This window comes from Pseudonocardia sp. (genome assembly GCF_029263155.1).
GTDB lineage: Bacteria > Actinomycetota > Actinomycetes > Mycobacteriales > Pseudonocardiaceae > Pseudonocardia.
Genome location: NZ_JAJCYB010000067.1, coordinates 26,799 through 34,595, shown reverse-complemented (window position 1 = coordinate 34,595; position 7,797 = coordinate 26,799). Strand labels below are relative to the sequence as shown.

Here is a 7,797-nt window from a genome sequence, read left to right as displayed (position 1 = left end):
GCGAGTCGGGCCCTGCGTGCGCGCGAGTCGGGCCCTGCGTGCGCGCGAGTCGGGCCCTGCGTGCGCGCGAGTCGGGCCCTGCGTGCGCGCGAGTCGGGCCCTGCGTGCGCGCGAGTCGGGGCCGCGGGCCACCACGCATCGGGTCGCTCAGTCCTTGCGGCCGCTCACCGCGAGACCCGCACCCATCACGATCATCGTGACGCCGCCGAGACCACCCAGTCGCCGCAGCCGCGCCGGCGAGGTGGCGAACCACTCCCGCGCGGTGCCGGCCGCGAGGCCCCACATGCTGTCCAGACCGGCCGCGATCAGCGCGAAGACGAGGCCGAGCACCAGCATCTGGGTGGTCGCGCTGCCCGCGGAGGTGTCGACGAACTGCGGCAGCACGGCCGCGAAGAAGATCAGCACCTTGGGGTTGGTGGCGCCGACCACCACCCCCTGCCAGTACAGGCGCCGGTCCACGGTGCCGGGTGCGCCGCCCAGCGCCGCGGTCAGGTCGCCGCGGTGCCGGATCGTCTGCACGCCGAGGTACACCAGGTACGCGGCGCCGGCGAGCTTGAGCGTCGTGAACACCGCCACCGACCGTGCGGCCACCGCCCCGAGCCCGAGCGCCACCACGACCACCACCAGCGCCGCGCCGGTGGTGTTGCCGGCGACGCTGGTCAGGGCCGCGCGGCGGCCGTGCGCCAGCGCGCGGCCGACGATGAACAGCACGCTGGGCCCGGGGATCACCACGAGCACGATCCCCGCCAGCCCGAACGTCACGAGGGTCTCGATCGACGGCACCGGCCCGACGGTACTCACCAGCCGTAGAAGACCCGCTCCACGACCGCGCGGGAGCGGCGGGTGGTGCGCCGGTACTCGTCGAGGAACACCCCGGAGTCCCCGTCGGCGGGGTAGCCCAGCGCGGCGGCCACCGCGGCGAGCTCGCGGCCCGAACGCGGCAGCTGGTCGCCGGGCTTGCCGCGCACGAGCATCACGGCGTTGCGGGCGCGGGTGGCGGTGCTCCAGCCCGTCACCAGCTCGGCGACGTCCTCGGCGGCCAGCAGCCCGGCCTCCCCGGCCTCGCGCAATCCCTCCAGCGTGGACGTCGTGCGCAGCTCGGGCAGGTCGCCCGCGTGCTGGAGCTGCAGCAGCTGCACCGTCCATTCGACGTCGGCCAGCCCGCCGAGCCCGAGCTTGGTGTGCAGGCTGCGGTCGGCCCCGCGGGGCAGCCGCTCGGCGTCGACGCGGGCCTTGATGCGGCGGATCTCGGTCACCGCGGCGGCGTCGAGACCCGCGGCCGGGTAGCGGATCGGGTCGATCAGGGCGACGAAGCGCCTCCCGAGGTCGGCGTCGCCCGCGATCGGCCGGGCCCGCAGCAGGGCCTGGGCCTCCCACTGCTCCGACCACCGCGCGTAGTACGCGGCGTACGAGGCGAGCGTGCGTACCAACGGGCCCGACCGGCCCTCGGGCCGCAGGTCGGCGTCGACGACGAGCGCCGGGTCCGGGCTCGGGGCGCCGAGGCGGCGGCGCACCGTCTCGGCCACCGTCGTCGCGTACTTGACCGCCTCGGAGTCCGTTGCCCCGTTCGCCGGCTCGCACACGAACATCACGTCGGCGTCGCTGCTGTAGCCCAGCTCCGCGCCGCCGAGCCGCCCCATCCCGATGACGGAGATCGTCGCGGGCGCGGGCCCGGTCGACAGCGCCCGCTGCACCGACGCCAGCGTCGCCTCCAGCACCGCCACCCACACCGCCGACAGCGCCGCGCACACCTGCTCGGTGTCGAGCATGCCGAGCAGGTCCGCGCACGCGACGCGCAGCATCTCGTGGCGGCGCAGCGAGCGGGCGGTGGCCGCGGCGGTGTCCGGGTCGTGCTGGCGGGCCACCGTCGTGCGCAGCGACGCCGCGACCTCCGCCGGGTCGCGCGTCAGCTCGTCTGCCTGTCCGGCGGTCGGCGCGGCGAGCAACCGCAGCACCTCCGGCGCGCGCACCAGCAGATCGGGCACCAGCGCCGACGTGCCGAGCAGCTTCATCAGCCGGGACACCACGAGGCCCTCGTCGCGCAGGAGCCGCAGGTACCAGGGGGTGGCCGCCAGCGCCTCGGAGACGCGGCGGTAGGCGAGCAGCCCGCGGTCCGGGTCGGGGCTGCCCGACAGCTCGTCGAGCAGCACCGGCAGCAACGTCTGCTGGATGGACGCCGCACGCGACACGCCGCCGGTCAGCGCCCGCAGGTGCCCCAGGGCACCCTCCGGCGACGCCCAGCCCAGTGCCGCCATCCGGGCCGCCGCGGCGGGCTCGGACAGCCGCGCGGTGTCGGCGGGCAGCCGGGACACCGCGGAGAGCAGCGGCCGGTAGAACAGCTTCTCGTGCAGCCGCCGCACCCGGCGCGCGTTGCGCGTCCACTCGGCGAGCAGCACCCCGACGGCGTCGCGTCGCCCGTCGCGACGCAGCCGCGCGGCCCGGGCGAGCCAGCGCAGCGCCGAGGTGTCGTCGGCGGCGGGCAGCAGGTGGGTGCGGCGCAGCTTCTGCAGCTGGAGGCGGTGCTCGAGCAGGCGGAGGAAGCGGTAGGACGCGGCGAGGTTGGCCCCGTCCTCGCGGGCGACGTAGCCGCCGTCGGACAGCGCGGCGAGCGCGGCCAGCGTGGTCGGCGAGCGCAGCGCGTCGTCGGTGCGGCCGTGCACGAGCTGCAGCAGCTGCACCGCGAACTCGACGTCGCGCAGCCCGCCGCGGCCCAGCTTCAGCTCCCGCTCGGCGATCTCGGGCTTGACGTGGTCCTCCACCCGGCGGCGCATCGCCTGCACGTCGGCGACGAACCCGTCGCGCTCGGCGGCGCTCCACACCATCGGCGCGACGGCGTCGAGGTATGCGGCGCCCAGCTCGACGTCCCCGGCGATCGGGCGGGCCTTGAGCAGCGCCTGGAACTCCCAGGTCTTGGCCCAGCGCCGGTAGTAGGACACGTGCCCGTCCAGGGTGCGGACCAGCTCGCCCTGGCGGCCCTCGGGGCGCAGGTTGGCGTCCACCTCGAAGCACGCCTCCCCCGCCACCCGCATCATGCGCGCGGCGAGCTTGGCCGCGTCGGCGTCCGCGGGCTCGGCGACGAACACCACGTCGACGTCGCTGACGTAGTTCAGCTCGTGCCCGCCGCACTTGCCCATCGCGATGACGGCCAGCCGCCCGCCACCGGCGTCGTCGCCGTTCGGGAAGGCCTCGGCCGCGGCCACCGCGATCGCGGCCTGCAGCGCGGCGGCGGCGAGGTCGGACAGGTGCGCGGCGACGTCGTCGACCTCCAGCACCGCGAGCTCCGGCTCCCCCACCGCGGCGAGGTCCGACGCCGCGAGCACCAGCAGCTCGTCGAGGTAGGCGGTGCGCAGCGCGACGATCGCCTCGACACCGGTCAGCCCGGCCCGCCCGCCCGCGGCGGACCCGGCGGGCGGCGCCGACGGGTCGGCACCGACGGCGGTGAGCAGGGCGGCGGCGTACCCGGACGGGTCGGGTCGCGCCGCACCGGTGAGGCGGTGCCAGCGGTCCGGGTGGGTGACGAGGTGATCACCGAGGGCGGTGGAGCTGCCCAGCAGCGCGAGCAGCCTCCCGCGCAGCGCGACGTCGGAGCGCAGGGCCGCGTCGAACGCGGGCCGGTCCGGGACGGCCGCGACCAGCCGCTCGGCCGCGCGCAGCGCGAGGTCCGGATCGGGGCTCCGGGCCAGCGCCCACATGATCGGCTCGGCCCCCGCGGCGGGCCTGTCGCCCGACCACCACCCCAGGGCCGTGAGGGTGGCCTCGGCCCAGGGCTCCGTGAGCCCGAGCCGCGCGAGCGAGGTGCCGGTGCGCGTCACGCGCCCGATCCTGCCGTATCGGGCCGAGGGTCCGAAGGCAGGCTCTTACCAGCGCTACTCTTACCTGGTGCGCATCACCAGCAAGGGGCAGATCACGATCCCGCAGCAGGTCCGCCGTGAGCTGGGGCTCGAGGCCGGGGACGAGGTCGACGTGGTCGTGCGCGACGGCGTCGCCGTCATCGTGGTGGCCACCGGCCCGACCGGACGCGGCAGGAGGGCCGTCGAGGCACTGCTCGGACGAGGTGACGTCGACCTGAGCACCGACGAGATTATTGCGCTCACCCGCGGTGGGTGAGGCAACGCTGGTCGACTCGAACATCCTTCTCGACCTGTTCACCCGGGACCCCGGATGGGGGTCCTGGTCGGCCGAGCGCCTCGCGGAGGCGGTCGACCGGGGACCGGTCGTGATCAACCAGGTGATCTACGCCGAGATCTCGCTGCGCTTCACGACCGTCGAGGCGCTGGACGCCGCCCTCGGCGACCGGTTCGTCCGCGCCAACCTGCCCTGGCCCGCGGGTTTCCTCGCCACCCGCTGCTTCCGCGAGTACCGCGCACGCGGCGGGACCCGCACGTCGACGTTGCCCGACTTCCTGATCGGTGCCCATGCCGCCGTGCTCGGGCTGCGGCTGCTGAGCCGGGATGCGGCCCGCTACCGCACGTACTTCCCGACCGTGGAGCTGATCTCGCCCTGACCGCGGGAACGCCGCACCCGGCCCCCTTCAGCGCCGCAGGCCCGCCACCGGTTCCCCCGCGTCGTAGCGGGCCAGCAGCGCCGTCGCCGGGCACTCACGGCGCTCCCACCGGGCCCGGAGCGCGGCGAGGCGGTCGCGGTCGGCGGGGCGCCCGGCCAGGGCGCGGTCGGCCGCGGTGAGCAGCACCCCGGTCGCGGCGTGCACGGCGTCGTCGCCCAGACCCTCGCGCGCCACCTGCCGGTGCAGCGCCGCGTCGGGGGTGGTGCGGCGGCCGAGCAGGGTGTCGTCCAGGGCCAGACCGGTGAGCAGGCTGAGCAGCTCGCCGTAGAGGGCCGGGTCGGGGCAGGCGTCGAACGCCTTGAACTCGATGCGGCCGACCTCCGCGGGCAGACGCGCCGGCTGGGTCAGCGACGGGTCGCTGGGGATCTGCTCCCCCGAGGCGTCCAGGAAGACCAGCGCGGCCGGTCGGGCACCCGTGCGCAGGTGCGTGCGGGCGGACAGGCCGCCCCAGGGTGCGCCGCCGCGGAACGGCGAGGAGAACGACAGCGGCACCAGCCACGGGCTGTAGTGGGTGAGCTTGCGCGCGACGTCGACGGGATCGGCGATCTCGTCGGCGGACAGGTTGAGATCGGGGCCGTAGGTGAGCATGTGCAGGTGCGCGGTGCGCTCCTCGGGCGAGCCCTGCCGGTGCGCCCGCTCCCACGCGTTGAGCGGCGGCTCGACGGCGTATGCGGTGCGCACCGGGTTGAACGCGATCACCGTCGTGCGCAGGTCGCGGCCGGCCAGCGCGGCGTCGAGGAGCGCGAGGTCGGCCCGCAGCGCGGCCACGGCGGCGTCGACCGAGTCGTGGATGCGGGTGCGGATCTCCAGGCCCTTGGGGTCGCAGCGCACCAGCGTGCCCGACTCGTCGAACCGCTCGTAGCCCTCGACGTACCAGCGCTTGCGCTTGATCCCGACGTCACCGATACGCAGGCCGGGGTAGTCGGCCGGGTCCTCGGGGAGGCCGTCGACGACGTCCTGCAGTTCGGCGAAGGAGACGTCGGTGAAGTCGGCGAAGCGGCCGTCGGCGCGCAGCAGCGCCAGCTCGTGCTCGATGCCGTAGCGGAACATCACGCTCCCACCCGATCCGGGCGGACCGGTCGTGCCGCCGTGGTGAGGCTACCCTCAGTCAGGCCACTCGATCTCGGCGGCCAGCCCGGCCGCGGTGACGCCGAGCAGCGCGCTGCGCTCGGCCGGGACGAACGCGTCGGCGCCGCGGACGTACCACTCGACGGTGCGCTCCAGCGGGTCGACCAGCAGCATCTCCTCGACCCCGGCGCGGAAGTAGAAGTCGAACTTGCGCCGGGACTCGTCGTTCGGGGAGAGGATCTCGACGACGATCGCGGCGGTCGGGTTCCACAGCTCGGTCTCCCGCGTCCGCAGATAGACCGCGTCCGGGACCCGGTAGTCGTCGGGACGACCGATGGTGACCGGTCCGCTGCCCACCAGACCGGCCGAGCGCGCGCGCCCGTGAAGCGCGAGGACGAGCGCGTGCTCGGTCCGCCCCTGCCGACCGTGCGCCATCGGCGCCACGTGGTACACCCCCTCCCACACCTCGTCGAACCCGTCCTGGCCCAGCGCCCGGCGACGCTCGAGCCACTCCTGGAGCACTTCGGGGGGGTCGTGCAGGAACACCGCGGTCATGGGCGAAGTGTAGGCCGGTCAGGAGCCCGTGGCGGCGAAATCGATGCGCCCGGTGGCCGGGTCGGCCTGGACCAGGCGCACCGACGTGACGGCGCCGGCGGCGAGCGGCCCCGCGCAGCGGGCCAGCACCGGCGGGTCGGCCAGGTAGACCTCACCGCTGCCGCCCGCGTCCGCGGGACGCAGCACGACCACCTCGAACTCCTCACCGACGCGGCCCGCGAGCATGGCGGCCTCGGTGCGGTCGACGCAGGCCCGGTCGACCTGCGCGGCGCGTCCGTCGGAGACCTCCATGATCTCCGGCTGGGCCGGGAGCGCCGCCCGCAGCCAGTCCGGGAGCTCCTCCCCCGCGGCCAGGGCCAGGCACACCTCGGTGCCGAAGCGGTCCGCCAGCCGCCGCAGCGGCGCCGTCACGTGCGCGTAGGGCGCCCCGATCCCGCCGTGACCCGGGTCCGCGGGCGGTTGCGTGCCGGCCATGGAGTCGAATGCGGTGTACCCGGCCCCGCGCAGCAGCGCGGTGGCCGCGCGGCGCAGGGCGAGCGCGGGCGCGCTGTCCTGCGGCAGACCGACGAGCAACCCGGCCACCTGGTGCACGGTCGGCCGACCCGCCGCGGCGAAACCCAGGTCGCGGGCCGTCCGCGCGAACGACTCGAGCGCGCCCGGCTCCGGCGCGGGCAGCGTGCGCAGCAGACCCACACCTGCGTCGAGCATCATCGCGCCCGCCGCCATGCCCGTCAGCAGCGAGATCTCGGCGTTCCAGGCCTCGACGTCGACGCGGCGGCGCACCCGCACCGTCCAGCCGCCGGCGCCGTCGGGGAGCACCTCCTGCTCGGGCAGCTCCAGCTCGATCGCACCGCGCCGCACCGCGAGCGCGCGGCGCAGCGGGCCCAGCTCGGGCAGCGCGGCGATCGCGGGGTGCACCCGGCCGCCGTCGACGTCGGCCTGCACGCCCGCGTAGTCCAGCCGGGCCCGCGACGCAACGGTGGCGCGCCGCACGTCGACCGTGGTGATCTCGCCGCCGGGGTCGAGGTCCAGCGTCCAGAGCACCGCGGCGCGCGGCTCGTCCGGGAGCAGGCTCGCCGCGCCCTCGGACAGCACCGGCGGGTGCAGCGGGACGGACCCGTCGGGCAGGTAGAACGTCTGCCCGCGGCGACGCACCTCCGCGTCCAGCGCCCCGCCCGGGGCGACGACGGCACCGAGGTCGGCGATCGCGTAGTGCACGCGGAACCCGGAGCCGGACCGGGTGACACCGAGGGCCTGGTCGAGGTCCATCGAGCCGGGCGGGTCGATCGTCACCAGCTCGACGCCGGTGGCGTCCACCCGGTCCCCGCCGGCGGGGGCCGACGCCACGCGCGCCGCCTCGGCCAGCACGTCGGGCGGGAACCGCTCGGGCAGGTCGAACTCGGCGCGGACGGCGGCGAAGTCGGGGACCGGGCCGGCGGCGGGTCCTGCGGTGCCGGGTCCTGCGGGGTCGGGGCGCACGCCGGGAGCCTCCCACGCCCGGCCCCCGCCCACGGACGGGCCGACACGGCGCACGCAGACCCACTCGCGCGCACGGAAACCCCGACTCGCGCACATCCAGACCCCGACTCGCGCGCACGCAGACCCCGACT

General features: G+C 76.0%; 7 protein-coding genes. 2 read left to right on the top strand and 5 right to left on the bottom strand.

Annotation, left to right across the window (positions count from 1 at the left end; all coding sequences use genetic code 11):
- Nucleotides 1–147: 147 nt before the first annotated feature.
- Together Q1K26_RS12980 and Q1K26_RS12975 are read right to left on the bottom strand one after the other, a co-directional pair.
- Nucleotides 148–783 carry a LysE family translocator gene (locus Q1K26_RS12980; protein ID WP_300011203.1) on the bottom strand — a complete coding sequence of 212 codons (636 nt, stop codon included), beginning with the start codon at nucleotides 781–783 and terminating at the stop codon, nucleotides 148–150.
- A gap of 14 nt (nucleotides 784–797) precedes the next feature.
- Nucleotides 798–3,821 (bottom strand): bifunctional [glutamine synthetase] adenylyltransferase/[glutamine synthetase]-adenylyl-L-tyrosine phosphorylase, encoded by a 3,024-nt coding sequence (locus tag Q1K26_RS12975; RefSeq protein ID WP_300011210.1) that lies wholly within the window; start codon nucleotides 3,819–3,821, stop codon nucleotides 798–800.
- A gap of 58 nt (nucleotides 3,822–3,879) precedes the next feature.
- Here Q1K26_RS12975 and Q1K26_RS12970 point away from each other — a divergent pair, with 58 nt between their 5' ends.
- Nucleotides 3,880–4,107, top strand: coding sequence for an AbrB/MazE/SpoVT family DNA-binding domain-containing protein (locus tag Q1K26_RS12970; RefSeq protein ID WP_300011200.1), 228 nt, complete (start codon nucleotides 3,880–3,882; stop codon nucleotides 4,105–4,107).
- A complete protein-coding gene (locus Q1K26_RS12965; protein ID WP_300011197.1) occupies nucleotides 4,100–4,504 on the top strand; it encodes a PIN domain-containing protein in 405 nt (134 codons plus the stop codon). Before Q1K26_RS12970 ends, Q1K26_RS12965 begins: the two co-directional genes overlap by 8 nt.
- Nucleotides 4,505–4,531: 27 nt before the next feature.
- Here the strand turns inward: Q1K26_RS12965 and Q1K26_RS12960 are convergent, their stop codons facing one another.
- The 3 genes from Q1K26_RS12960 to Q1K26_RS12950 are packed head-to-tail and all read right to left on the bottom strand — an operon-like array spanning nucleotide 4,532 to nucleotide 7,666.
- Nucleotides 4,532–5,614 (bottom strand): glutamate-cysteine ligase family protein, encoded by a 1,083-nt coding sequence (locus Q1K26_RS12960; protein ID WP_300011208.1) that lies wholly within the window; start codon nucleotides 5,612–5,614, stop codon nucleotides 4,532–4,534.
- 54 nt (nucleotides 5,615–5,668) lie between these two features.
- Nucleotides 5,669–6,187 (bottom strand): Uma2 family endonuclease, encoded by a 519-nt coding sequence (locus Q1K26_RS12955; RefSeq protein WP_300011194.1) that lies wholly within the window; start codon nucleotides 6,185–6,187, stop codon nucleotides 5,669–5,671.
- 18 nt (nucleotides 6,188–6,205) lie between these two features.
- On the bottom strand, nucleotides 6,206–7,666 hold the full coding sequence (locus Q1K26_RS12950; protein ID WP_300011191.1) for an RNB domain-containing ribonuclease: 1,461 nt from the start codon (nucleotides 7,664–7,666) through the stop codon (nucleotides 6,206–6,208).
- Between the last annotated feature and the right edge of the window lie 131 nt (nucleotides 7,667–7,797).

What these genes read in the sequence shown, in the direction of transcription:
- Q1K26_RS12955 (WP_300011194.1), bottom strand. Translation starts at nt 6,187, where the DNA reads ATGACCGCGGTGTTCCTGCACGACCCCCCCGAAGTGCTCCAGGAGTGG.
- Q1K26_RS12960 (WP_300011208.1), bottom strand. Translation starts at nt 5,614, where the DNA reads ATGTTCCGCTACGGCATCGAGCACGAGCTGGCGCTGCTGCGCGCCGAC.